The 25,125-nt window shown below is 58.6% G+C and carries 21 protein-coding genes; 7 read left to right on the forward strand and 14 right to left on the reverse strand.

The window, feature by feature from the left end:
* Positions 1–19: 19 nt before the first annotated feature.
* The 3 genes from PspS49_RS21980 to PspS49_RS21990 form a co-directional block, all read right to left on the reverse strand.
* The gene (locus PspS49_RS21980) at positions 20–1,366 is read right to left on the reverse strand and encodes an ATP-binding protein (protein WP_127929407.1); all 1,347 of its coding nucleotides are present in this window, start codon (positions 1,364–1,366) and stop codon (positions 20–22) included.
* The gene (locus PspS49_RS21985; RefSeq protein WP_016987432.1) at positions 1,363–2,040 is read right to left on the reverse strand and encodes a response regulator transcription factor; all 678 of its coding nucleotides are present in this window, start codon (positions 2,038–2,040) and stop codon (positions 1,363–1,365) included. Before PspS49_RS21985 ends, PspS49_RS21980 begins: the two co-directional genes overlap by 4 nt.
* A gap of 149 nt (positions 2,041–2,189) precedes the next feature.
* A complete protein-coding gene (locus tag PspS49_RS21990) occupies positions 2,190–2,792 on the reverse strand; it encodes an outer membrane beta-barrel protein (protein WP_127929408.1) in 603 nt (200 codons plus the stop codon).
* Between the two features lie 143 nt (positions 2,793–2,935).
* Here PspS49_RS21990 and PspS49_RS21995 point away from each other — a divergent pair, with 143 nt between their 5' ends.
* Together PspS49_RS21995 and PspS49_RS22000 are read left to right on the forward strand one after the other, a co-directional pair.
* The gene (locus tag PspS49_RS21995) at positions 2,936–3,727 is read left to right on the forward strand and encodes a dienelactone hydrolase family protein (RefSeq protein WP_160041458.1); all 792 of its coding nucleotides are present in this window, start codon (positions 2,936–2,938) and stop codon (positions 3,725–3,727) included.
* Between the two features lie 150 nt (positions 3,728–3,877).
* Entirely contained in the window at positions 3,878–4,603 is a 726-nt protein-coding gene (locus PspS49_RS22000) for a 4'-phosphopantetheinyl transferase superfamily protein (RefSeq protein WP_160041460.1), read from the forward strand.
* A gap of 117 nt (positions 4,604–4,720) precedes the next feature.
* Here PspS49_RS22000 and PspS49_RS22005 read toward each other — a convergent pair whose 3' ends face one another.
* Complete coding sequence (locus PspS49_RS22005; RefSeq protein WP_160041462.1) at positions 4,721–6,331, reverse strand: ATP-binding protein; 1,611 nt, start codon at positions 6,329–6,331, stop codon at positions 4,721–4,723.
* Positions 6,328–7,050 (reverse strand): response regulator, encoded by a 723-nt coding sequence (locus PspS49_RS22010; RefSeq protein ID WP_160041464.1) that lies wholly within the window; start codon positions 7,048–7,050, stop codon positions 6,328–6,330. Before PspS49_RS22010 ends, PspS49_RS22005 begins: the two co-directional genes overlap by 4 nt.
* 858 nt (positions 7,051–7,908) lie before the next feature.
* Between PspS49_RS22010 and PspS49_RS22015 the strand changes: the two genes are divergently transcribed.
* Positions 7,909–10,803, forward strand: coding sequence for a ribonucleoside-diphosphate reductase subunit alpha (locus tag PspS49_RS22015; protein ID WP_127929413.1), 2,895 nt, complete (start codon positions 7,909–7,911; stop codon positions 10,801–10,803).
* A gap of 172 nt (positions 10,804–10,975) precedes the next feature.
* Here the strand turns inward: PspS49_RS22015 and PspS49_RS30005 are convergent, their stop codons facing one another.
* The 7 genes from PspS49_RS30005 to PspS49_RS22050 form a co-directional block, all read right to left on the reverse strand.
* On the reverse strand, positions 10,976–14,233 hold the full coding sequence (locus PspS49_RS30005; RefSeq protein ID WP_160041466.1) for a calcium-binding protein: 3,258 nt from the start codon (positions 14,231–14,233) through the stop codon (positions 10,976–10,978).
* A gap of 263 nt (positions 14,234–14,496) precedes the next feature.
* Positions 14,497–15,837 (reverse strand): flagellar hook protein FlgE, encoded by a 1,341-nt coding sequence (gene flgE, locus PspS49_RS22025; RefSeq protein WP_160041468.1) that lies wholly within the window; start codon positions 15,835–15,837, stop codon positions 14,497–14,499.
* 31 nt (positions 15,838–15,868) lie between these two features.
* A complete protein-coding gene (flgD, locus tag PspS49_RS22030; protein ID WP_127929416.1) occupies positions 15,869–16,594 on the reverse strand; it encodes a flagellar hook assembly protein FlgD in 726 nt (241 codons plus the stop codon).
* A 15-nt stretch (positions 16,595–16,609) separates the two neighbouring features.
* Entirely contained in the window at positions 16,610–17,053 is a 444-nt protein-coding gene (flgC, locus tag PspS49_RS22035) for a flagellar basal body rod protein FlgC (RefSeq protein WP_003227217.1), read from the reverse strand.
* A gap of 3 nt (positions 17,054–17,056) precedes the next feature.
* Positions 17,057–17,464, reverse strand: a complete 408-nt coding sequence (flgB, locus tag PspS49_RS22040; RefSeq protein ID WP_160041470.1) for a flagellar basal body rod protein FlgB — start codon at positions 17,462–17,464, stop codon at positions 17,057–17,059.
* 339 nt (positions 17,465–17,803) lie between these two features.
* Positions 17,804–18,631, reverse strand: a complete 828-nt coding sequence (cheR, locus tag PspS49_RS22045; RefSeq protein WP_016983976.1) for a protein-glutamate O-methyltransferase CheR — start codon at positions 18,629–18,631, stop codon at positions 17,804–17,806.
* Between the two features lie 46 nt (positions 18,632–18,677).
* On the reverse strand, positions 18,678–19,610 hold the full coding sequence (locus PspS49_RS22050; protein WP_007917585.1) for a chemotaxis protein CheV: 933 nt from the start codon (positions 19,608–19,610) through the stop codon (positions 18,678–18,680).
* 82 nt (positions 19,611–19,692) lie between these two features.
* Here PspS49_RS22050 and flgA point away from each other — a divergent pair, with 82 nt between their 5' ends.
* The 4 genes from flgA (at position 19,693) to PspS49_RS22070 (ending at position 22,280) form a co-directional block, all read left to right on the forward strand.
* A complete protein-coding gene (gene flgA, locus PspS49_RS22055; RefSeq protein WP_081265242.1) occupies positions 19,693–20,454 on the forward strand; it encodes a flagellar basal body P-ring formation chaperone FlgA in 762 nt (253 codons plus the stop codon).
* A 148-nt stretch (positions 20,455–20,602) separates the two neighbouring features.
* Positions 20,603–20,929, forward strand: coding sequence for a flagellar biosynthesis anti-sigma factor FlgM (gene flgM / locus PspS49_RS22060; RefSeq protein WP_123376398.1), 327 nt, complete (start codon positions 20,603–20,605; stop codon positions 20,927–20,929).
* Between the two features lie 48 nt (positions 20,930–20,977).
* Positions 20,978–21,445: a flagellar protein FlgN gene (locus PspS49_RS22065; RefSeq protein WP_127929418.1), complete on the forward strand. Its 468-nt coding sequence runs from the start codon at positions 20,978–20,980 to the stop codon at positions 21,443–21,445.
* Positions 21,446–21,533: 88 nt separating this feature from the next.
* Entirely contained in the window at positions 21,534–22,280 is a 747-nt protein-coding gene (locus tag PspS49_RS22070; protein ID WP_150776192.1) for a flagellar brake protein, read from the forward strand.
* A 72-nt stretch (positions 22,281–22,352) separates the two neighbouring features.
* Here the strand turns inward: PspS49_RS22070 and PspS49_RS22075 are convergent, their stop codons facing one another.
* Both PspS49_RS22075 and PspS49_RS22080 read right to left on the reverse strand, forming a co-directional pair.
* Positions 22,353–23,744 carry an MFS transporter gene (locus PspS49_RS22075; protein WP_160041472.1) on the reverse strand — a complete coding sequence of 464 codons (1,392 nt, stop codon included), beginning with the start codon at positions 23,742–23,744 and terminating at the stop codon, positions 22,353–22,355.
* A gap of 68 nt (positions 23,745–23,812) precedes the next feature.
* Entirely contained in the window at positions 23,813–25,054 is a 1,242-nt protein-coding gene (locus PspS49_RS22080; protein ID WP_174245133.1) for a glutamine synthetase family protein, read from the reverse strand.
* Between the last annotated feature and the right edge of the window lie 71 nt (positions 25,055–25,125).

Consider the following 25,125-nt stretch of genomic DNA (forward strand, 5'->3'; position numbering starts at 1 on the left):
GGGTGAGGGCAACTTCCAATCACACCGCCGGAAAATGAATCCTGAACGCCGCCCCACCCATCGGCGAATCGCCCAGTGCGAGTTTGGCGTTGTAGCTTTCAATAATATCCTTGACCACCGCCAACCCGATCCCCTGCCCCGGATGCTGGGCATCCAGTCGTTCGCCACGTTCCAGAATCCGCGCGCGCTGATCCGGCGGCACGCCCGGGCCGTCGTCTTCGACGCACAATTCAATCCCGGCCAGGGTCTCGCGCACGCTGATACGCACTTCGCCCAGACACAGGCGATAAGCGTTCTCCAGCAAGTTGCCCATCATTTCCAGCAGCGCGCCCTGCTCGATCGGCACATAACAGTGCTCTGGCAGATCGAATGCCACGCGCACATGCTTGTCGCGGTAAACCTTGTCCAGTGTGTCGCAAAGGCTTTTGAGCACCGGTTGCAGGCGCACCTGATGGCGCACCAGTCCGCTTTTGCGCAAACTGGCCCGTTGCAGTTGGTAGCTGATCTGCTGGCTCATGCGTTCGATCTGGCTTTGCAGTACCCAGGCCTGATCGCGCTCTTCGGGACGCTGGGCCATGTCCTCGCTGACGCCTTGCAACACCGCCAACGGCGTTTTCAGGCTGTGCGCGAGGTCATCGAGAGAATCGCGATAACGACTGCGCTGCTGGCGCTCGCTGTGCAGCAAACGGTTGAGCGAGCCGGTCAGGCGCAGCAACTCGCGCGGATGTTGCTCGGTGAGGCTTTCGCGGGTGCCACCTTCGATTTCGTCGAGTTCCTGACTGAGCCGGCGCAAGGCTTTGAGGCCCCAGGTCAGGCCGATCCACAACAGCGCCAGCAATACCAGTAATGCCGCGCCGAAGCCCAGATAGAGATTTTCGCGCAGGCCTTCGAGGGTGGTTTCGTACTCGCGCACCGGTTGCAGGGCGACGATGCTGAACGCCGCGCTTTTGCCGCCGAGCAGTTTGACCTCAACGTCATAGACGAAGAATTCCTGACCATTGCTTTCGCGGATCCGCGCGAACTCGTTACCGAGTCCGTCGTAGCGCGGTTTGTAGTTGATCTGCTCTTCCTGGGTGGCTTTCGAGCGCCAGACCAGATGCCCTTCGCGATCATAGATGTAGCCGAGCAGGCGGAAATCGGTGAGATTGAAGCGCTCATCCGGCAACTGACTGGGCATCACCAGCCGACCGTTTTCGATGCGCGCGGCAGAAATGAGCGTGGTGACGTCGGAGGCCAGACGTTGTTCGATCGAGTCCTGCAACGCGAGGCTGAACGCGCCTTGCATCGCCGGGAGCAAGGCGAGCATGAACAACACCGCCAACGTGGTGGCGGCGAGCATCAAGCGAACACGAAGCGAACGAATCAAGTGCAGCGCTCGTTGAACAGGTAGCCGAGGCCACGCACAGTGTCGATCGGTTTGAATCCGGCCGGGCCTTCGAGTTTGCGGCGCAGACGACCGACCAACACTTCGATGACATTCGGATCACGCTCGTCGTCGTCCGGGTAGAGCTGCTCCATCAAGCGATCCTTGGGCACCACTTGTTGATGGTGGCGCATGAGGTATTCGAGGATGCGGTACTCGTACGCGGTCAGCGCCAGCGGTTGCTCATCGAGGGTTGCCTGTTTGCGATTGAGGTCGAGCAGCAGCGGCCCGGCGACGATGGTCGACTGGGTGAAACCGCTGGAACGGCGCAGCAAAGCATTCAGACGCGCGTCGAGTTCTTCGAACTGGAACGGCTTGACCACGTAATCGTCGGCGCCGGCGGCGAGGCCTTCGACCTTGTCCTGCCAGTTGCCGCGCGCGGTGAGGATCAGGATCGGGAAGGTCTTGCCGCCCGCGCGCAACTGGCGAATCAGGTCGAGACCGCCCATGCCCGGCAGGCCAAGATCGATCACCGCCAGGTCAAAGTTGAACTGTCCGGTCTGGTACAGCGCCTCTTCGGCATTGGCCACGGACTCGACCACGTGGCCACTTTCCGTCAGGCGGGTTTGCAGGTGATGGCGCAACAGCGCTTCATCTTCGACGACCAACAGTTTCATAACACTCTCCCGGGCAAATCAGAATCTCCAGTCACACACCTGTGGGAGCGAGCCTGCTCGCGAAGGCGATGGTTCAGTCGACATCTCATCGACTGAACCGGCGCTTTCGCGAGCAGGCTCGCTCCCACACTGAATCTGTCAGCAACTCCTTAGAAATTGTAGTTGGCCGACAGGTAAGTCTGGGCGCTGCTGGTCAAATCCAGCGAGCCTTGCTTGCTGCCGCCGCGCTCGCTCATCTCGGTGCTGGCGTTGCTGCGCAGGTAACGGTAACCGAGTTCGACCGAAGTGTTTTGCGATACTTGTTGCAACACACCCAACTGACCACCGACGGCATAACCGATATCACTGTCGCGGCTAAAGCCTGGCGATTCCTGGGTCAGCTTGGTCAGACCCGCCGTCGCACCGCCGAACAACTTGGTGCTGCCGCCGACCGGGTAGAACAGATCGTAGCTGCCCAGCAGATTTTCCTGACGCAGTTTAATGCCATTGTGCGAGCCCGACACGTTGTCGTAGGTGGCGTAGTAGCGACCCTGGCTGTTTTGTTGACCGAGGCGCACGCCGTAGGTGTTGTTGCCGTCAATCGCGCCGGTGGCGTTCGGGTGATCGAGGTTGTTGTTCAGCGAATTGGATTTGTTGATCTTGTCGCTGGTCTGGCCGAAGGACAGGCCGGCGAAGTTCGAAGTGGTATCGGCCTGGGCCGCGATACTGGCGCTCATTACGGTCAATGCCAGCAACAGTTTGTTAAAAGTCATGGGTATTTCCTCTTTCACAGTGCTGTTTGGGTATGGCGCAAGGTTACTGACCCTCCCCTGTACCGCCCCTGAACCGTCTCTGAACCTGACCTGAACCAAATGAACTAGGCTGATCTGACCTTTTATTGTCAGGAGACCCGACCATGCGCCTGTTCCTTGCCCTCACCTTGCTGGCCGTCAGCAGCCTCACTCAAGCTGCGATCAAGACTGAAGAAATTCCCTACCAAAGTGCCGATGGCACAAAGTTGATCGGCTACTACGCCTATGACGACGCCATCAAAGGCAAGCGTCCGGGTGTCGTCGTGGTGCACGAATGGTGGGGCCTGAACGACTACGCCAAGCGCCGCGCCCGGGATCTCGCCGGGCTCGGCTACAGCGCCCTGGCCATTGATATGTACGGCGAAGGCAAGAACACCGAGCACCCGAAAGACGCGATGGCGTTCATGCAGGCGGCGACCCAGGATGCGGCGGCTTCCAGCAAGCGCTTCGAGGCCGGGCTGGATTTGTTGAAGAAGCAGCCGCAGACCGACGTGAATAAAATTGCCGCCATCGGTTACTGCTTCGGCGGTGCGGTGGTGCTGAACGCCGCGCGTCAGGGTGTGCCGCTGGCGGGTGTGGTGAGTTTCCACGGTGCGCTGGCGACGAAAACACCAGCAACGCCCGGCAGCGTGAAGGCGAAGATTCTGGTCGAGCATGGCGCGCTGGACAGCATGGTCACTCAGGACAATGTCACCGCGTTCAAGGCAGAAATGGACAAGGCCGGGGCTGACTACAAGTTCGTCAGTCTGGATGGCGCCAAGCACGGCTTTACCAATCCGGATGCCGATCGCCTGAGACATGGCGAGCATGGTGGCCCGGACATCGGGTACAACAAGGCAGCGGATGAAAAATCCTGGGCGGACATGAAAGCATTCTTGCAGAACATCTTTAGCTGATCAGAGAGACCGCGGCGCGGCCTTCGCGAGCAGGCTCGCTCCCACACTGGATCTATGCCGCCCAGTAGATCCCCTGTGGGAGCGAGCCTGCTCGCGAAAGCCGCACCGCCGATCTCGACCTTGGCCCGACTAACCGGCAAAATGCCCGCCATGAATCTCACCCCCGCCCTCCCCGCCTGCTGCACCGCGCTCGACAGCCACTGGCCGTTGCCGACGGTATTGGCCGACACCGTGCTGCTCAGCACCCACTTCGATCCTGCTCAACTGCTTGGCGATGATTTTCAACGCAGCGCCGTGGTTGCGCCGCCGAGCATTCAGCGTTCGGTGGCCAAGCGTCAGGCGGAATTTCTGGCCGGACGGATCTGCGCCCGGGCGGCGTTGCAGCAACTGGAAGGCAGCGACGTGGTTCCGGCGATTGGTGCAGATCGCGCGCCGATATGGCCCGCACACATTTGCGGCTCGATCACTCACAGCAGCGGACGCGCGGCAGCGATTGTCGCCAACAAGCAACACTGGCGCGGTTTGGGCATGGATCTGGAAAACCTGCTCAACACCGAACGCGCCGAGCGCCTGGCTGGGGAGATTCTGACGCCACCTGAAATGCAGCGCATGACGGCCGCCTCGCGAGATCAGTTGGCGTTGTGGGTGACGCTGACGTTTTCGGTGAAAGAGAGCTTGTTCAAGGCGCTGTATCCGATCGTGCAGCAGCGCTTTTATTTCGAGCATGCCGAAGTGCTGGAGTGGAGTGAAGCAGGCCATGTGCGCTTGCGGCTATTGACGGACTTGTCTGCCGAGTGGCGCAACGGCACTGAACTGGACGCGCAGTTCGGGGTGCAGGATGGGCAGTTGTTGAGTCTGGTCAGCATTCAGGCCTGAAATCTTTCAGCGTCTGTTCAGGCCTCTTCGCGAGCAAGCTCGCTCCCACATTTTGAAATGCATTCCCCTGTGGGAGCGAGCTTGCTCGCGAAGGCGGCATCGCGGCCACCACAAGAATTACCGGCGTTCCTGATTCCTCGGCCAACTCAGGCTGAAACAAGCCCCACCCAGACTCTTGCTCTTGCCAATAATCGCCCGGCCGTCATGCCAGTGGATGATCCGCCGCACAATCGACAAGCCCAGACCATGCCCGCCCGACGCCCGTGTGCGGCTGTCGTCCAGGCGCAGAAACGGCGTAAAAATCCGCTCCCACGCTACTTCCGGCACGCCCGGGCCGTCATCCTCGACATCCACGCGACAGCGCAATTGCCCGACCTGATAACTCACCGTCACCTTCGAGCGTGCGTGGCGCATGGCGTTGCTCACCAGATTCTGCAACGCCCGGTGCAGATAACGCGGCTCGGCCTCGACCCAGGCATCATCGTTATCGGCGGCGGAGAGGCACAAACCTCGCTGCACCGTGACCTCGGCGCGCAACGGCGCCAACTCTTCAATCACCTGATTGACCAATGCGTCCAGATCGATGCGCTGGAACGTCAGCGCCGGCGAGCCCTGCTCCAGGCGCGCGTAGGTGAGCATTTCATCGACCAGCTTATCGAGGTCTTCGATGTCGTGATCCATGCCTTCGCGGTATTTCTCCAGCGCTTGCGGGGTGGTCGCCGAGCCGATCATTTCCAGACCGAAACGCAGGCGCGCCACCGGTGTGCGCAATTCATGGGACACCGCGCGCACCAGTTCGCGCTGGATCGCCAGCAACTGTTGCAAGTGCTCGGCCATACCGTTGAACGCCGCCGCCAGACGTCCGACCGAGTCGGCACCGCGCGCCGGCACACGGGTTTCCAGGCTGCCCTTGGCAATGCGCGTGGCCGCTGCTTCGAGGCCGCGTAAACGGCGCTCGAGCTGACGCACCAACAGATAAACAATGAGGCCGATCAAGGTCAGGCCGAGCGCCGCAATCAGCACCAGCCATTCCGGCGGATACGGGTTCATCTGATACAACGGCCCGATCTCCAGCACCCACGGCGTGCCGACCATGCCGGCAAATACGCGGATCGAGTCGCCACCCTTGCCCAATGCCATCACCGTGTCGCCTTCGGCCACGCGGCGACTCTGGTCTTCGTCCATGTCAGCGTCGTTCACCGTGACCAGGCGCAGATCGAAACCGAAGCCCTTCTCTTCCTTTATCTGTGCAAGGCGCTTGGGTTGTTCGCCGACCGGTACGCGCACCAGCTCATCGGCCAGCAGGTAAATGGTCGCGCGCGCCAGTTGCTCGCTGATCTGCTGCACTTCGCCGGTGAGAACCAACTGCTCTTTGTCGCTGACCATTCGATAGACTTTCGCCGCGTGCGGCCCGGTCTGCTCGACCAACGCCTGGCCACGCTGCACGCGAGTGCGCTGGGACAGATCAAGATCGGTTTCGGCAAACTTCTTCAGTGCCAGCGGAATCCCCAGCAAACGCTCCCACACCAGCAGCGCACGATGGCGCTCGGTTTCGTTCATCGGTTGCAGATTGCCGGCCATCAGCGAAAACGTGCCGTGGGCCAGGCGCTCGCGATATTGCTCGCTGCGCACCTGATTGAGCAGGTTGAGCGCCAGCACGCCGAGCACCGCCACCAGAATCAAAGCGGCGCACATGCCGCCGTAGATGCGCAGGAAGATCGAGTTCACAGCGGCAGGTCTATGCAGGCTTCAGGAACGAACAGATAACCTTTGCTGCGGATGGTCTTGATCAGGCGGGGATGGTCGGGGTCGTCGCCGATTTTCGGGCGGATCCGCGAGATGCGCACATCGATCGAGCGGTCCTGGCCGTCGTAACCGATGCCGCGCAGTGCGGTGAAGATTTCTTCGCGGGACAGAATGCGCCCGGCGTTGGACACCAGCAGCCAGAGCAGGTCGAATTCGGCGCTGGTCAGCTCGATGCCGTTGTCGCTCAGCCACGCCTCGCGCAAGGAGTCGTCAACCACCAGCGGGCCGAATTGCAGACGACGGGATTTCTCTGCCACCGGCTCGGGGCTGTCGCTACGGCGCAGTAACGCCTGGATTCGCGCCAGCAACAGGCGTGGGCGCACCGGTTTGCACACGTAATCGTCGGCACCGAGGTCGAGGCCCTGGATCTGATCGGCATCGTCGGTGCGTGCGGTGAGCATCAGGATCGGCCCGTCGTACTGATTGCGCACCTTGCGGCAAATGCTCAGGCCATCTTCACCGGGCAGCATCAGGTCGAGGATCACCAGGTCCGGCTGCTCCTTGATGATCCGCGCTGCGGCCAGCGCACCGTTGCCTTCGATGTCCACGCGCAATCCATTGGCTTGCAGGTAGTCACGCGTCAGCTCGGCCAGTCGCTGGTCATCCTCGACGATCAATACCTGAAAGGCTTGTTGCTCCACCGGTGACCTCTGCTTTCTATTGTTATTAATAAAGGAAGAACATCTGACTCGACACAATTCCCTGTGGGAGCGAGCCTGCTCGCGAAAGCGTCGTATCACTCAACATCGATGCTGAACCTACCGACGCATTCGCGAGCAGGCTCGCTCCCACAGTTTTGGATCCTCCCGTCCTTTTGTCATGTTTCTGGAGGATAAGAATGCCTGTGCATGGGCCGATTGTATAAACGGCGTACAGCCAGAACACAAGTCGGTAAATGCGTTCGGACAAGGCGGTTTTTTGTGATAGGGTTCGCGCCCTTAAAAATCCGCTGAAGCGTTTTTCCCGGTGAAAAAACAGTGACGGACGGTCTAGCTCAGCAGGTTCGCGGCCTACACGCATTTTCGAAGTTTCTTACACAATTTACGCACAGGCTTATCCACAGGTAGTACGTTGCAATCCCCCCCTGAAACGCATTATCTTGTAGCCCGAGCGCAAAAAAACCCTACATGTAGGGTTTGACGCTAAAAAACCAAACACAAACCCGGCAGTGAATTCAAGGCTTTTTATTGCCATTGTCGGGTTGAACCAAACGTATTTTCGAAAGCCCAAACCGCGCCTGCGGATGGCTACCGTTTTTGCGCCGATCACGGCGTTTACGGTACGGGTGTTGCAGTGGCGAAACTGCTCCCCGAAAGGAATGCGGTGATACGCGTATCGCGTGAACCGAAGACTTCGGCATGGAAGCGGCGCTCACAAGGCCCTCTTCCTGAACTGTCCCGAAGTCGTTATGCCCGGCGCGTGCCGGTTGTAGTGCTTCAGGACGGAACGGTGGGCACCGTGATGGTGCCCAAACAAACATAGAGAACGTGGAGACACCCATGCAAACCGACACAACTCGCGAGAACCCGCAGGGCACCTTGCCGCAGGCCGCCGATTCGAATTCGGATCTGGCTGCTACCGCGCCTGGTCAACTGCGCGTGATCAAGCGCAATGGCACTGTCGTTCCTTACACCGATGACAAGATCACCGTCGCTATCACCAAAGCGTTCCTCGCAGTTGAAGGCGGCACCGCTGCCGCTTCGTCGCGAATCCATGACACCGTGGCCCGTCTGACCGAACAGGTCACCGCGACCTTCAAGCGTCGCATGCCGTCGGGTGGCACCATCCACATCGAAGAAATCCAGGACCAGGTCGAACTGGCCCTGATGCGTGCCGGTGAGCAGAAAGTTGCGCGCGACTACGTGATCTACCGTGACGGTCGTTCGAAAGAACGCGCTGCCCACGCGCCGGCCGAAGAAGCGGTCAACGCTCACCCGTCGATCCGCATCACCCGCGCTGACGGCAGCCTGGCGCCGCTGGACATGGGTCGTCTGAACACCATCGTCACCGAAGCCTGCGAAGGTCTGGAAGAAGTCGATGGCGACCTGATCCAGCGCGAAACCCTGAAAAACCTGTACGACGGCGTGGCCCTGACCGACGTCAACACCGCGCTGGTGATGACCGCCCGTACCCTGGTCGAGCGCGAGCCGAACTACTCGTTCGTGACCGCCCGCCTGCTGATGGACACCCTGCGTGCCGAAGGTCTGGGGTTCCTCGGTGTGGCCGAAAGCGCCACTCACCACGAAATGGTCGACCTGTACGCCAAGGCTCTGCCGGCCTACATCGCCAAAGGTATCGAGTTCGAACTGCTGAACCCTGTGCTGGCCACCTTCGACCTGGAAAAACTGGGCAAGGCGATCAACCACGAGCGTGATCAGCAATTCACCTACCTGGGCCTGCAAACCCTGTACGACCGTTATTTCATCCACAAGGATGGCGTGCGTTTCGAACTGCCGCAGATCTTCTTCATGCGCGTGGCCATGGGCCTGGCGATCGAAGAGAAGCAGAAAGAAGACCGTGCGATCGAGTTCTACAACCTGCTGTCGTCCTTCGACTACATGTCGTCGACCCCGACCCTGTTCAACGCCGGTACCCTGCGTCCACAGCTGTCGAGCTGCTACCTGACCACCGTGCCGGATGACCTGTCGGGCATCTACCACGCGATCCACGACAACGCCATGTTGTCGAAATTCGCTGGCGGTCTGGGCAACGACTGGACGCCAGTGCGTGCTCTGGGCTCGTACATCAAGGGCACCAACGGCAAGTCGCAAGGCGTTGTTCCGTTCCTCAAAGTAGTGAACGACACCGCCGTTGCCGTTAACCAGGGTGGCAAGCGCAAAGGCGCTGTGTGTGCCTACCTGGAAACCTGGCACATGGACATCGAAGAGTTCATCGAACTGCGCAAGAACACCGGTGATGATCGTCGTCGTACCCACGACATGAACACAGCCAACTGGATCCCTGACCTGTTCATGAAGCGTGTCTTCGATGACGGCAAGTGGACCCTGTTCTCGCCATCCGAAGTGCCGGACCTGCACGACCTGACCGGTAAAGCCTTCGAAGAGCGCTACGAGTACTACGAAGCGCTGACCGAATACCCAGGCAAGGTCAAACTGTTCAAGACCATCCAGGCCAAAGACCTGTGGCGCAAAATGCTCTCCATGCTGTTTGAAACCGGCCACCCTTGGCTGACCTTCAAAGACCCGTGCAACCTGCGCAGCCCGCAGCAGCACGTCGGCGTGGTTCACAGCTCGAACCTGTGCACCGAGATCACCTTGAACACCAACAAGGACGAGATCGCCGTTTGCAACCTGGGCTCGATCAACCTGCCGAACCACATCGTCAACGGCAAGCTGGACACCGCCAAGCTGGAACGCACCGTGAACACCGCCGTGCGCATGCTCGATAACGTTATCGACATCAACTACTACTCGGTGCCACAAGCGAAGAACTCCAACTTCAAGCACCGTCCGGTCGGTCTGGGCATCATGGGCTTCCAGGACGCTTTGTACCTGCAGCACATCCCTTACGGTTCCGACGCTGCCGTCGAGTTCGCCGACAAGTCGATGGAAGCGGTCAGCTACTACGCGATCCAGGCTTCCTGCGACCTGGCTGACGAGCGCGGCGCGTACGAGACGTTCCAGGGTTCGCTGTGGTCCAAAGGCATCCTGCCGCTGGATTCGCAACAGATCCTGATCGAGGCTCGTGGCCAGAAGTACATCGATGTCGACCTGAACGAATCCCTCGACTGGGCACCGGTTCGCGCCCGTGTACAGAAAGGCATTCGTAACTCGAACATCATGGCCATCGCACCGACCGCGACCATCGCCAACATCACTGGCGTATCGCAGTCGATCGAACCGACCTACCAGAACCTGTATGTGAAATCGAACCTGTCGGGCGAATTCACCGTGATCAACCCGTACCTGGTTCGCGACCTCAAGGCTCGCGGTCTGTGGGACTCGGTCATGATCAACGACCTGAAGTACTACGACGGTTCGGTTCAGCAGATCGAGCGCATCCCGCAAGAACTCAAAGAGCTCTACGCGACCGCGTTCGAAGTGGACACCAAGTGGATCGTTGACGCCGCCAGCCGTCGTCAGAAGTGGATCGACCAGGCCCAGTCGCTGAACCTGTACATCGCCGGCGCATCGGGCAAGAAGCTCGACGTGACCTACCGCATGGCCTGGTACCGTGGTCTGAAAACCACTTACTACCTCCGTGCCCTGGCCGCGACCAGCACCGAGAAGTCGACCATCAACACCGGCAAGCTGAACGCTGTTTCCAGCGGCGGCAACCACGGCGACGATTCGGTTCTGGCAGCACCTGCCGGTCCTGCTCCAGTGCCAAAGGCTTGCGCGATCGACGAGCCGGATTGCGAAGCTTGCCAATAAGCTGAGCTGAATCAGGCGTTGCGAGACGCCTGATACTCTCCGGGCAAAAGAACCCCCGACAGACTTCTGGTGTGTCGGGGGTTTTCTTTTGTCTGGAGTAAAAATCGAAGTAAAAAAAAACGGCGAAACCTGAATGCAGGCTTCGCCGTTTTTATTCGTACAACGGCTTTTGTCAGACCGCGAATGACTCGGTCATTGCCTGCCCTACGACAGGAATGGTGAAGGATTGACCGTTGTTGGTGTAGAACGTTTCGATGGTATTCCCGCCCTTGTACCAGTCCTTCAGGAACACACCGGAATCCAGGTTGCCGCTTTGCAGATCGGCGGCATTGAAGATGTAGGCGCCAAGGTCGTTCTGGACAATCCGCACATCACTGACACTCTGAATGTTCTTGAGGGTGACAGTGTCGATCCCGGATGTGCCTGTGTCCTGGATGCCTACCATGGTTTTCGAGAACACAATATAGGCGTCACCGCTCTCTCCGCCCAAGGCATCACCCGATCCGCGCAAGTTCAACGTATCAACACCTGCACCACCCTGGAGTTCATAGCCGTAACCGGTACCCGTCAAGGTATCGTTACCGTCACCACCATAGGCAATTCCTGCCGACACGGTGATGTTGTCGTTGCCAGATTCACCATAAAGAATGCTGCCGGCATCGTCATCGGCACTGCGCATGGTGTCATTGCCGTTACCACCGTAAAGCGTATCGGCCTGGACGCCGCTAATAGTCAGTGGTCCGAATGCACCGGTATCAGTGGCGGTGCCGCCATAGATAAAGTCATCCCCCTCACCACCATAGATGAGGTCGTTACCCGCCCCGCCCTCAAGCTTGTTCGAGTAGGCGTTGCCAGTCAGCATGTCACTGAATGCCGATCCCATCAGGTTATCGATGTTGATCAGCACGTCACCTTGAGCGTCGCCGCCTGCGGCAGTGCCCTCCAGCAAATTGATCTGAACGCTGCCAGTGCTGGTCAAGTACCAGGCGCCATCACCTCGACCAACACCCGTCAGCAGATCGGCGCCAGCGCCACCGACAAAATTCTCCGCCGCAGCGCCACTGCCCGTAAAGCTGTCGGCCTGTGTCGTACCTTGGAATACTTCGATCGACGTATAGATATCGCCGGCGGCCGCGCCAGTCAAAACAGGTGCGCCCAGATCCAGGGTGACACCGCCAGCTTCGTCGGCAAAGCTCACCATATCCATACCGAAACCACCGTCGAATCGGTTGATGCCCGCATCCCCGACAAACGCATCACTGAAGTCAGAACCCAAGATCGCTTCGATACTGCTGTAAACATCGCCGGCGGCAATTCCGGTGTGTATCCCGGTTTTGGTATTGAGGGTCACGCCCTTGTCGGCATCGCCATAACTGACCGTATCAAAACCCTCTCCACCGATGAGTTGGTCTGCTCCTGCGCCACCGAACAACGTGTCATTGCCAGCCCCACCCGTGATGATGTTGTCCGAGGCATTGCCACGAGCAATGAAGTTGCCGGTACCGGTGAAAGTCAGACGCTCGACTTCACTGGCCAAGGTGATGGTGTTCAGTGTGGTGCGCACTTCGTCATCACCGCCGCCGGCCATTTCCACCACATTCTGGCTGGCCGAACCGTTGATAATGTACACGTCGTTGCCGGCACCGCCGTAGAAGGTCGTGGTGCCCAGCGAGGCGGTGAATACGTCGTTGTAGTTCGAGCCAATAATGGTTTCGAAATCCGAGAACGTGTCACCTTGCGCGTCGCCGCCCAGACCGGTGCCCACACGCGCGGCGGTCATGGTGATGTTGACGCCTTGCTCCGACTGCGCGTAGCTCAGTCGGTCGTTACCGTTGTAACCATCAAGGTTGTCGGCAGCAGCGCTGGCATAGAACGTATCGTCATAATTTGAACCACGGAAACTCTCAATCCCGACAAAGGTATCGCCCGCTGCATACCCGGTATGCACACCGGTTTTCAGGTTCAGGGACACCGCCACGCTGTTGGGTACGTCTTCATAGCTGACGATATCGAAACCTGCGCCGCCAATCAGTTGGTCGGCACCTGCGCCTCCCATCAGGATGTCATTGCCGGCACCGCCGGTAATAACGTTGTCAGAGGCATTGCCACGAGCATTGAAGTTGCCGGTACCGGTGAAAGTCAGACGCTCGACTTCACTGGCCAAGGTGATGGTGTTCAGTGTGGTGCGCACTTCGTCATCACCGCCGCCGGCCATTTCCACCACATTCTGGCTGGCCGAGCCGTTGATGATGTACACGTCGTTGCCGGCACCGCCGTAGAAGGTCGTGGTACCCAGCGAGGCGGTGAATACGTCGTTGTAGTTCGAGCCAATAATGGTTTCGAAATCCGAGAACGTGTCACCTTGCGCGTCGCCACCCAGACCGGTGCCCACACGCGCGGCGGTCATGGTGATGTTGACGCCTTCCTCCGACTGCGCGTAGCTCAGTCGGTCGTTACCGTTGTAACCATCAAGGTTGTCGGCAGCAGCGCTGGCATAGAACGTATCGTCATAATTTGAACCACGGAAACTCTCAATCCCGACAAAGGTATCGCCCGCTGCATACCCGGTATGCACACCGGTTTTCAGGTTCAGGGACACCGCCACGCTGTTGGGTACGTCTTCATAGCTGACGATATCGAAACCTGCGCCGCCAATCAGTTGGTCGGCACCTGCGCCTCCCATCAGGATGTCATTGCCGGCACCGCCGGTAATAACGTTGTCAGAGGCATTGCCACGAGCATTGAAGTTGCCGGTACCGGTGAAAGTCAGACGCTCGACTTCACTGGCCAAGGTGATGGTGTTCAGTGTGGTGCGCACTTCGTCATCACCGCCGCCGGCCATTTCCAACACGTTCTGGCTGGCCGAACCGTTGATGATGTACACGTCGTTGCCGGCACCGCCGTAGAAGGTCGTGGTGCCCAGCGAGGCGGTGAATACGTCGTTGTAGTTCGAGCCAATAATGGTTTCGAAATCCGAGAACGTGTCACCTTGCGCGTCGCCGCCCAGACCGGTGCCCACACGCGCGGCGGTCATGGTGATGTTGACGCCTTGCTCCGACTGCGCGTAGCTCAGCCGGTCGTTACCGTTGTAACCATCAAGGTTGTCGGCAGCAGCGCTGGCATAGAACGTATCGTCATAATTTGAACCACGGAAACTCTCGATCCCGACAAAGGTATCGCCCGCTGCATACCCGGTATGCACACCGGTTTTCAGGTTCAGGGACACCGCCACGCTGTTGGGTACATCTTCATAGCTGACGGTGTCGAAGCCGGCACCGCCAATCAGTTGATCGGCGCCATCGCCGCCGATCAACAGATCATTACCTGCCCCACCATTCAAGACATCATTGCCCGCCAAACCGCGTATCTGATCATCGCCCGCAGTACCGAGCAGATTATCGGCACCAGCGGTCCCGTTGATTATCGCCATTACATCGTCCTTGTGTTTTTGTGTTGGAAACTACGGTTGAAAAACCAGGTAGAAGCTTCCTGACTTCCATATCGCCATCCAGTGTCATGGCCCAATGAAGCAGGTCGTGCGAAGTTTTGACGCCAAGGTCCTTTGCCAGGCAGGACTGCAACTTCCACACCATAAATTCAGACAAACGGTTAATTGGTGAATGTAAATTTAGTGACACGCATAAAAAAACCGACGCTCAAGGCGTCGGTTTTCAATGCAGCTATCAGATCACATCAAGTCATCTGAATGATGGTCTGCATGATGGTGCTCTGAGTGGAGATGGTCTTGGCGTTCGCCTGATAGTTGCTCTGGCCCTTGATCAGGTCTACCAGCTCGTTGGTCAGGTTAACGTTCGACTCTTCCAGCGAGTTGGAAACAACCGAACCCAAGGTACCGGTTTCCGGTGCATCGTAGCCCGGGATACCCGAAGCAAACGTCTCTTTCCAGCTGGTGCCACCGATAGCCTGCAGGCCTTGTTCGTTGGTGAAGCTGGCCAGTGCAACCTGGCCGATGGCCTTGCTCTGGTTGTTGCTGAAGTTGGCAAACAGCGTACCGGTGCCGTCGATGGTCAGGTTGGTGATCTGGCCAGTGGCGTAACCGTCCTGAGTCGGAATCGAACGCGCGGTGTCAGCGTTGTACTGAGTGGTCTTGGCCATCGAAATAGTAATGCCGGCCGTGTTGGCCGATGCGCCGTTAGGCGTAAAGGTGCCGTTGACCACTTTGCCCGGTACCCAACCGGTCAGTTTCAAGTCGCTACTGATGATCGGGTTCGGCGCCGGAGCCGGTAACGTGCTAGGCGTGCTGACCTGCAGCAGGTTGCCGGAACTGTCAAACGTAAGCGTCGAAGCAACCGGATCGACCTTGGTTGGATCGCTACCGGCTGCATCCGGGTTACGGCCATCGACCAGGGTGTACACCTTCCAGGTGTTCTCGCCAGTTTTAACCACGTACTGGTCCATAACATGCGAGTTGCCCTGCGTGTCATAGATCGGAGTGCTAAAGCTCTTCGTGTACGTCTCAAGCTTGCTTGGGTCGAACTTGACGGCGTTGGTGCCGGTATCAACGATCACCGACGCAGTCGAGTTCAAGTTGATGCTCGACGTCACCAACGAAGTCGATTTCGGCGCCAGGTTCGACGTATCGATCTTCAGATCGGTCAATACACCGTTGATGATCTTGCCGTTGGCGTCCACACCGTAACCCTGCAGGCGCGAGGTGTAATCGGTGTTGGTGATGTAACCGGCGTTGTCGACCTTGAACGTACCGGCACGGGTGTAGGACACCGAGCCGTTGTTGCTCATGGTGAAGAAGCCCGAACCGTTGATGCCCATGTCCAGCACGTTACCGGTGTTGTTGATGTCACCCTGGGTGAACTGCTGGGAAACGTTGGCCAGGCGCACGCCGTTACCGATCACTTTGCTGCCGCTACCCAGGCGAGTGGCCGAGTAGACGTCTTCGAATTCTGCGCGGGACGATTTGAAACCGGCGGTCGCGACGTTGGCGATGTTGTTGCCGGTCACGTCCAGTTGTTTGTTGGCTGCATAGAGACCGCTAAGGCCGATATTGAAAGACATATTCCACTCCTTTGTGCCGGGTTAATCGGCTCTATATACCAATGGTTTGTACTTTGGACAGGGCAACGGTGCCCTTGCCGGACAGGTTGAGCATCAGTTCGCCGCCGGTCTGGCTGATCGTCACGCTGGTGACGGTGGCCGGCAGGTACGTCGCCATGTCGGTCGAGGTGCCATTGATCGATGCGTTGGCCTTGACGGTATAGGTACCGGTCTTGACCAGATTGCCGTCCTTGTCCTTGCCGTCCCAAGTGAAGCTCGCGGCGCCTGCCGCGCGACTGCCCAGATCGATGGTGCGAACCACCGCGCCGCTGCTGTCGGTAATGCTCACGGTGCCGCCGGCGATCGACGACGGAACGGTGACCGAACCGGTCATGCCTTTGCTCGGATCGTCGAGCTGAACCGAGTTGGTCTGCACGATCACATTGCGACCCACCAGCGACGAAGCCTGCAAGGCTTGCGAGGAGTTGTAGTTGCCGGCCAGCGAACTGACCGTGCTGTTCAGCGTGGTGATGCCTTCCAGGCTGCTGAACTGGGCCAACTGGGCAACGAATGCGCTGTTGTCCTGCGGATCGAGCGGGTTCTGGTTTTTCAGCTGGGTGACCAGCAATTGCAGGAACGCGTCCTTGCCCAGGGCCTGGCCGCCGGTGGCGCTGTTAGTGGCCGAAGCAATGCCACCGGCGGTCGAACTGGTCTTTTTCGACGAGTTCGACAGGATGTCATTCATGCTCAAGCTGCTGGTGGTATCGGAAACACTCATGGCCGTCGCCCCTTATTACTGACCGAGGGTCAGTACCTTCTGCATCATGGTTTTGGCGGTGTTCATCATTTCGGCGTTGGTCTGGAAGGACCGGCTCGCGGAAATCATGTCAGCCATTTCTTCCACCACGTTGACGTTCGGGTAGTAGACGTAGCCTTTGGCGTCGGCCGCCGGATGGTTCGGCTCGTAGCGCGCTTCAAGGTTGCTCTGGTCTTCGACCACGCCGAGCACCTGCACGCCTTGACCGGCCGCGTCCTGGCTCTGGAACAGCGAGTTGCTGCCACTGTTCTGGCCGCCCTGGAACATGGTGGCGAATACCGGGTGACGGGCGCGATAGGTCTGGTCGATGCTCGAGGAGACGGTCTCGGCGTTGGCGATGTTCGACGCCACGGTGTTCAGACGCGTGGTCTGTGCGCTCATGCCGCTGCCGGCAATGTTGAAAACGCTGGACAGGGACATGGATTACTCTCCGCGCAGGGCTGACACCAGCCCTTTGAATTTGCTGTTGAGCAGGGTGAAGCTGGCCTGGAAGCCGACGGCGTTTTCCGCGTAGTTCGACTGTTCCAGTTGGGCGTCCACGGTGTTCTGGTCGATCGAAGGTTGCATCGGCGTGCGATACATCAGCGATTCGTCGCCGTTGCCCAGGCCTTCAGCTTCGATGTGACGGCAGTTGGTCATGTTCAGGGCGATGGTGCCGTTAGCGTTTTTCTGGGTCTGTGCTTCAAGCACTTTGGAGAACTCCAGATCCCGCGCCTTGTAGTTCGGGGTATCGGCGTTGGCGATGTTGTTGGCCAGCACTTCGGCACGCTGGGCGCGGAAGCCCAATGCCTTTTCGTGAATGCCGAGCGCTTTATCGAAGCTGATGCTCATGTCGGGAACCTTCAGGTGACCGGTTTTTCGTAACTGAGCTTTAGCAAGCGCCGTGCCAACCTACAAAACCCCCATAAACCGCGGCTTTGCGGGGAGTCGGCAATGCGGCAATGCCAGAAAAGCGGCAACCGGTTTCCGCCGGATGCCGCTTTTCTGCCGCTTCTTCCTGTTAACACCTCCCCCTGTAGGAGCTGCCGAAGGCTCGGGCCGCGATCGGACGATCTTTTGATCTTGTTCTTAAAAAATAAAATCAAAAGATCGCAGCCTTCGGCAGCTCCTACGTGAAACATGCGGCAAAAAAAAGGAGCCCCTGTGGGCTCCCTTTTATTTCCGCATGCTTCACTTCGCCTGGTAAATGATCCCCGGGCTGCACTGCACCATCTGGTAATGGTCCGGCAAACCGTTCAACGCTTCGGAAGCGCCAAGGAACAGATAACCACCCGGCTTCAACGTGCTGTGAATGCGCAACAGGATGTCTTTCTTTACTTCGGCAGAGAAGTAGATCAACACGTTGCGGCAGAACACGATGTCGAACTTGCCTAGCGCGGCATAGCTGTCGAGCAGGTTGAACGAGCGAAACTCCACGCGGTTCTTGATCGGCGCCTTGATCACCCAGCGCCCCGGCCCTTTCGGGTCGAAGTAACGCTGCAGACGTTCCGGCGACAAACCGCGACCGATTGCAAGGCTGTCGTACTCGCCGGTCTTGCAGTTGGTCAGCATAAGACCGGACAGGTCGGTGGCGACAATCTGCACGCCCATCTTCAACTGGCCAAGATTCGTGCGCTCGAACTCATCGATCGACATCGACAGCGAGTACGGTTCCTGGCCCGACGAGCAGGCGGCCGACCAGATCCGCAGACGCTGGTTGGGACTGGCCTTGATCGCTTCAGGCAGCACCTTGTTCTTCAAGACTTCAAACGGATAGGTGTCACGAAACCACAGGGTTTCGTTAGTCGTCATGGCATCGACCACCTGCTCGCGCAAACCGCTGCGCGGCTGGGTCTGGATGCGCTGAACCAGCTCACCCAAGGACTTGATGCCTTGCTGCTCCATCAGTTTGTTGAGACGGCTCGAGACCAGGTACTGCTTGTTTTCACCGAGCAAAATGCCACAGGCTTTTTCCAGGAAGACCCGGAACTGTTCGAAATCCAAATTACCCGTAGACAATGATGCCGCCTCTTAAATCGTGTTGACCGCCAAAGGCAAAGCGCCCTCAGCTGATATCTGCTGCTTTGATCCGGTCGACTACCCGGGATGCCAGGTCATCAGGGCGGAATTTGGCCAGGAAGTCATCTGCACCGACTTTCTTGACCATCGCCTGATTGAATACCCCGGACAACGAAGTATGCAGGATGATATGAAGCTTTTGCATGCGTGCGTCGCCGCGGATTTCCGCCGTCAGGGTGTACCCGTCCATCTCCGGCATCTCGATGTCGGAAATCATCATCAGGAACTCTTCTTCCGGCTTCTTGCCCTCATCGACCAGCTTGCGTAGATAATCCAGCGCCTGCTTGCCGTCGTTCAGCGCCACCACTTCGACACCGATCGTCTGTAGACAACGCGTGACCTGCTTGCGCGCCACCGATGAGTCATCGACCGTCAAGACACGCAAAGACAGTGCCTTGGTCTGGGTCTCGACATCGACCACGCCCACCGAAATCGCTTCCGGTGTCGGCGCAACTTCCGCCAGCACTTTCTCGACGTCGATGATTTCGACTAACTGATTGTCCACCCGAGTCACAGCGGTCAGGTAATGATCGCGACCCGTGCCCTTGGGCGGCGGATGAATCTCTTCCCAGTTCATGTTGACGATGCGCTCCACCGAGCGGACCAGGAAACCCTGGGTCTTGGTGTTGTACTCCGTGATGATCACGAACGGGTTGTTCTTGTCCTTCAACGCTCCGGAACCGGTGGCCATTGCCAGATCAAGGATCGGAATGGTCGCCCCCCGGATATTTGCCACCCCGCACACGACAGGACTGGACTTGGGCATCAACGTCAGCGACGGGCACTGCAACACTTCCCGCACCTTGAACACGTTGATTCCGTAGAGCTGCTGACCGTCAAGACGGAACAACAACAGCTCCAGGCGATTCTGCCCCACCAGTTGCGTGCGCTGGTTCACCGAATCCATTACACCAGCCATGCCCAGACTCCTACACCAACGCCAAGTGTTGTTGCGACGCACATTCATTGCTAAACGGCACGGCGCTTGCTTTTTAACTCGTATGAACGCTCAAACGACATTTTTCCGACACCTGACCTCCCGCGCTCGCAAAAGCCTTTGCGCGATGTCAGCCGTCTGCTGCTTTTTCGCTGGCAGCCCTGCCATTGCTGATGCGGTTACCTTGCCTGACATGCTTATCGGCGTCACTCAGGGCTTTCTTGAGTTCACCGTAGAAGACTATCTGGCTACCAGTCAAACGGAAGGTCGCTACGAAATCGAAGTAAACCAGCTCGACCCCCGTATGCGCATGCCTATGTGCGACAAGGAATTGACAGCGACTTTGGAGAGCCCGGCACGTCCGTTGGGCCGGGTCACGGTGAAGGTCCGCTGTGAAGGCGCCTCGCCCTGGACCGTGTTCGTGCCCGCTCAAGTCCGCCTGTTTCGCGAGATTGTGACGACCACGCGGCCACTGAAACGCGCAGGGATTATCGAGCCACAGGACGTGACCTTGCGAGAGCGCGACGTAAGCACGATCAACCAAGGCTTTCTGACTTCGGTAGACGAAGCGATCGGGCAGAAATTAACCCGACCAACGGTCGCCGATCAGGTGATTACCCTGGTTCATCTGGAACAGGCCGAAGTGGTTCGCAAGGGCGATCAAGTGGTCATCACCGCACGCAGCGGTACGCTGGCCGTGCGCATGCCCGGTGAAGCACTGGCCAATGGCGGTTTGAAAGAACAGATACGCGTGAAAAACCTCAATTCGCAACGGGTCATCAAGGCGCAAGTCACCGCGCCCGGCCAAGTGGAAGTGGCGATGTAGAAAACTGGCGCTGACCCCGGCTGTTCCCTAAACTGTGCCGCAGCAGGACACGCGCCGGCGCATGCAAGGCTCATTGTAAATGTGCCTAAAGTTTTCCAGGGGGTGGCCGAAAACATGGCAAGCGTCCAAATTCCCAGAGGTTTTTATCATGGTCATCGATTTCAGCCGTTTGAACAGCTCCTCGTCACTTACGGGCAGTACACGTACCAGCAACGCCAAGGAAACCGCCGAAACCGGTACCTCTGCGCCGCTGAATACCCAGGCCGAAACGGCCAGTACCGCAAAAAGCGGGGAATCGGTACACCTCAGCAATGAGGCTCAACAGTTGCAGAAGGTCACTGACAAGCTGCGCGATCAGCCTGCTGTCGACAAAGCCCGTGTGGCCGAGTTGAAAGCCGCGATTGCCGATGGCAGCTATAAAGTCGACAGCAACCGTGTAGCCAGCAAACTGCTCAACTTCGAAGCCCAGCGCTAGGCCTTTGCCTGCGCCAGGCTTTTGGACGCTTAAAACCCAAGGCCAGCCATGCACGACACTAATTTATTGCAACTGATCAACGACGACTTTGCTCCAGCTCAACAATTGCTGGAGTTGCTGCAAACCGAATCCCTCGCGTTGCACGGTCGCGACATGCCACTGCTCGAAGAAATTCTGGCGCACAAACAGGCATTGATCATTCTGCTTGAACAGCATGGCCGCAAGCGCAGCGAAATCCTTGCCAGCCTCAACCTGCCAACCGATCGTTCAGGTCTTGAGCAACTGGCTGGCCAGTCAAGCATTGGCGATCAGTTGCTGAGCCAGGGCGATGCCCTGACCGATCTGATCGCTCAATGCCAGGCGGCCAACGTCAAAAATGGCCAGTCGATCCAGATCCAGCAGGCCGCCACGGCCAATCAGCTGAAGATCCTTACCGGTGGTGAAGCGCCAGCGCTTTATAACGCCAGCGGTACATTTGCCAAACCCGCCGTACCGCGTCCGCTCAGCCAGGCATGAGCCGTTGATGCGCCAGCTCTATCAACCCGCGGAACATGCTGGCAAAATGCTGGCTAGTCGTCATATTTTGTCTGGAGATTGATAAACCGTGTCCAACGCCCTCAGCGCGGATGATGCTCCGCAGCCCCCTAAGGTGCTTACCACGCCACTGGAAATCTCCAGCAACCTGCGCCAGCTGCAAGAAAGCCACGATCCGCTGATCATCACCTTCCATGAGCGCAGCCAGCGTTTTCAGAGCTACCTGATCAAGGTCGACCGCGACAGCGCTTCGATCGCTCTGGACGAAATGATCCCGCGCGATGGCGAACGCTTTCTGCTGGCCGGTGAGCCGTTCAAGGTCGAAGGTTTTCATGACGGTGTACGCATTGCCTGGGAGTGCACCGGCACGCTGAATATCGAGGAATCCGAGGGTGATCGCTTCTACACCGGCGAGCTACCGACCGAAGTGGTTTACCACCAGCGCCGCAATGCTTTCCGCGCCGCGCTGAAACTGACTGATCTGGTCAGCGTTGAACTGGGCGGCGAAAAGCTCAAGACACCCATCAACGGCAAACTGCTGGATATCTCCGCGACCGGCTGCAAGCTGCGATTCGAAGGCGATATCACTGATCGTCTGCAACTGGGCCAGGTCTATGACCGCCTGATCGCCCCGCCGCTGTTCGGCAACCAGCCGACCTCCGTCGAATTGCGCTATCTGCACTTCGAAGAAAAACTCAACATCACCTTCGCCGGCCTGCGCTTCCACAACATCAGTGGTCAGGCTGCACGCAACGTTGAGCGTTTCGTTTATCAGCTGCAACGTGAAGCACGCCGTTTCGACAAAGACGATATGTGATTTGCAGCGACAATAAAAAGGGCAGTCCCTGGCGGGGCTGCCCTTTTTTATGCGTGGTGTTTTTTGTTCAGCTCAAAGTCTGCCGCCACTGAGATCTGGCGCGGGCTTGTCGTTGCCACTATCCGTTTCAGTTTCTGCCGCAGGCTCTGGTTGTGTATCGGGTTCAGGCGCAGGTTCGGGAGTCGGCGGCGCTTGCACAGGGTCCTGCACCATCTGCTCCTGCACCACCTGCTCGTCTACCCGAGGGTCAAGCGCGGCCACCAGCGGCGAGCTGGACATACTGTCAGGCATGGCCACGTGATGCAGCGGCGCGTCGTCGACCTGATGCAGATTGGTCACCGCTTTCGGCCGGATCCGCCACACCAGCACCAGTGCGAAGAAACTGAAAAACGCATACAGGCTCTGACTGCCAAACAGCTTCATCAGCACACCCGCCAGCAATGGCCCGATGCTCGCGCCGACACCGTAAGTCACCAACAGCATCGCCGTCAGCGATACCCGCCGATCACCTTCGACATGGTCGTTGGAAAACGCCACCGCCAGCGGATACAGACAGAACTGCACCAGCGAACACAAGAAGCCAACGCCGAACAACACCTCCAGCGGCACCTGCGGCAGGATCGCCAGCGGCAACGCAGCCAGTGCGAGAAACCCGGCGAAGCAGCGAATCAACAGCGCCCGATCATAACGGTCGGACAACCAGCCCAGCGGCCACTGCACCAACAGCCCGGCAAAGATGCAGCTACCCATGAACAGACCGACCTGCTCGGTCGACAGCCCCTGCTGCGAGGCATACAACGGCGCCAGACCGTAGAACGAACCGATGATCAAGCCGGCGCCGAGCACTGTACTCAGCGACTGCGGCACCCGCTTGATAAAGAAACGCGGCTCCATCGGTGCCGGATGCAGGGGCGCCGGGTGAATCCTTCGAGTCAATGTCACAGGCACCAGGCACAGCGCGAAGCACAGCGCGACCAGCATCAGCAGCTCCAGACCCAGCCCGGGGTGCATGACCAGAATCAATTGACCCAGCACCAGGCCAAGGTAAGACGCAATCATGTAACCGCTGAATACCAGACCTCGCTGATTGGCATCAGCCTGCTCGTTGAGCCAGCTTTCAATCACCATGTATTGGCACATCATGCCCAGACCGACAATGGTCCGCAGCACCAGCCACGCCGGCAGCCAATCGACCAGACCATGGCCAAGCACCGCCGCCCCGACGATCCCGGCACAGGCAGAATAAGCGCGGATATGCCCGACCCGGGCAATCAGTCGGTGACCGATCTTGCCGCCCAGCACCAGGCCGAAATAGTTGGCCGCCATCAACGCACCGACCCACAACCCGTCGACGTTGTCAGCGGCCAGGCGCAGGGCCAGATAGGTCGATAGCAGGCCCGAGCCGATCAACATCATCAGCGAGGCGAAATACAGCGCTCGAAAGGATTTCCAGATTTGGCGCATCGGCGTTCCGAGCGGCTCCTTGCAGTAAAGACCGGGCTACCAAAACGATAGCCCGATGCGACGGTTCGTCAGGCCTGGGCTGCTAGAACACGCCGTTCCCAGGGAGTGATTTCATCAAAGAAGCTGGTCAACTCCATGGTCTTCGAAGCGATGTAGCCTTCGATGAACTCCTGTCCGAACAGTTCCCTGGCCAATTGACTACGTTTCAGACGTTCGAGGGCGGCGTGCAAAGTACATGGCAACGAAAGATTGTCCGGCACCTCGAACTCGCCCTGAATGGCTTCGCTCGGTTCCAGCTCATGCTCGATCCCATGCAAGCCGGCGGCCAGACTCGCGGCGATCGCCAGATACGGATTGGCATCGGCGCCCGGCAAACGGTTCTCGACCCGACGCGCGACCGGCGAACTCGCCGGAATGCGCAGCCCGGCCGCACGGTTGTCGTGGGACCAGCACGCGTTATTCGGTGATGCGTACGGATGGCACAGACGCTGATAGGAGTTCACATTGGGTGCAAACAGTGCGGTGAAATCAGCCATGCCTGCCTGCTGACCACCGATGAAGTGGCGGAACATCGCTGTCGGTTCACCCTGCTCGTCACTGAAGACATTCTTGCCGCTGTTGCTGTCAACGATGCTCTGGTGAATGTGCATCGAACTGCCCGGCGTGTGCGCCAGTGGCTTGGCCATGCACACCACGGTCAGGCCGTGCTTGAGCGCAACTTCCTTGAGCAGGTGTTTGAACAGAAAGGTCTGGTCGGCCAGCAGCAGCGGATCACCGTGCAGCAGATTGATCTCGAACTGGCTGACGCCCATCTCGTGCATGAAGGTATCGCGCGGCAAACCGAGGGCCGCCATGCATTTATAGACTTCGTTGAAGAACGGCCGCAGACCATTATTGGAACTGACACTGAACGCCGACTGGCCATCCTCGCGACGACCATCAAGGCCCACCGGCGGACGGAACGCTTGGGTCGGATCAGTGTTCGGGGCGAAGACAAAGAATTCCAGTTCGGTCGCCACCACCGGCGCCAGGCCGCGCGCAGCGTAACGGGCAATGACTTTTTTCAACTGGCCACGGGTCGACAGATTGGAGCTTTCGCCAGTCAGTTCATCGGCATCGCAAATGGCCAGGGCTCGGGGGTCGTCGCTCCACGGCAGGCGATGGATCTGGGTCGGCTCGGCAATCAGTGCGAGATCGCCGTCATCGCTGCCATAAAACCGCGCTGCCGGGTAACCGCCCATAATGCATTGCAACAGCACGCCCCGCGCCAGTTGCAAACGCCGCCCTTCGAGGAAACCCTCGGCGGTCATCACTTTGCCCCGGGGTACGCCGTTCAAATCCGGCGTGACACATTCAATCTCATCAATGCCCGTCAATCGCT

This window comes from Pseudomonas sp. S49 (assembly GCF_009866785.1).
GTDB lineage: Bacteria > Pseudomonadota > Gammaproteobacteria > Pseudomonadales > Pseudomonadaceae > Aquipseudomonas.